Here is a 1061-nt window from a genome sequence, read left to right on the forward strand (position 1 = left end):
TCCTAAGCGTTTTATCCGCATTAAAAAGCCAGTTCGTTTTGAAGATGGTGATAAATGGGCAGAATTTGTACCATTTAACGGCTTCCGTATGGACTTCGAAATTGACTTTAACCACCCTGCGATTGAATCAGACGAGCAGCGCCTGCTGTTTGATTTCTCATCTCAAGGTTTCGTTCGCGAAATTTCTCGTGCACGTACGTTTGGCTTTATGCGTGATATCGAGTACCTACAATCTCAAAACCTAGTTTTGGGTGGTAGTTTCGATAATGCTATCGTATTGGACGATTACCGAATTCTGAACGAAGAAGGTCTGCGCTTTGAGAATGAGTTTGTTACTCACAAGGTGTTAGATGCAATTGGCGACCTTTACATGTGTGGTCATCCAATTATTGGTGAATTCCGTGCTTATAAATCAGGTCACGGTTTAAACAACCAACTTCTACGCGCAGTATTGGCGGATCAAGAAGCGTGGGAATGGACAACTTTCGAAGAAGAAGTCGGTTCTCCAGTCGCTTTTGCAGAGCCAAACATGGTGCTAGCATAAGTTAGTCAAAGAATATTAAAAACCAGGTTTCGACCTGGTTTTTTTCTATCTAAATTTTACCATCACTTGATGATGGTTGATGGTTGATGGTTGATGGTTGATGGTTATTGGCCAGATTTTTCTGCCATATCTGCGAGCCTTTTTAGTCGCTCTTGGATTTTTGGTGGGGCCATATCAGCGATGGTCATCAGTGATTGAGCTGCTGACTCAGTGAGTGGCGGGCGTTTTGGCCTATCGTCTTTCTCGTATCGATTACGATAAAGTGAAGGGTTGATCCGAACGTCGACACTTATCAATTTTGCATAACCTTGTGTGCGCAGTTTGTTTAAGATCATTAGACGATCGTAGTCGATCTTCATTTTGATGGCCGCGCTAGATACGTCTATCAGAAGATGGCCATTGCGAATATTTGCAACTCGGCAATGATCTGCCGTCCCTTTTGGTAAAATTGTTTGTAGAGCTTGGTTAAGCTGCAAGATTTCTCCGGCATGTTCTTGAATTTGCTTAAATTGAGACT

2 protein-coding genes are annotated in these 1061 nt (G+C 42.6%); one reads left to right on the top strand and one right to left on the bottom strand.

The window, feature by feature from the left end; all coding sequences use genetic code 11:
- Positions 1-544: UDP-3-O-acyl-N-acetylglucosamine deacetylase (gene lpxC / locus R7E00_RS25000; protein WP_318124906.1), on the top strand; the 544-nt coding region annotated here is incomplete at its 5' end.
- 104 nt (positions 545-648) lie between these two features.
- On the opposite strand, the gene R7E00_RS25005 is transcribed toward lpxC, so the two are convergent.
- On the bottom strand, positions 649-1061 hold a 413-nt coding region (locus tag R7E00_RS25005), incomplete at its 5' end, for a DUF721 domain-containing protein (RefSeq protein ID WP_318124907.1).

Source organism: Vibrio sp. Vb1755, from assembly GCF_033338635.1.
GTDB lineage: Bacteria > Pseudomonadota > Gammaproteobacteria > Enterobacterales > Vibrionaceae > Vibrio > Vibrio alginolyticus.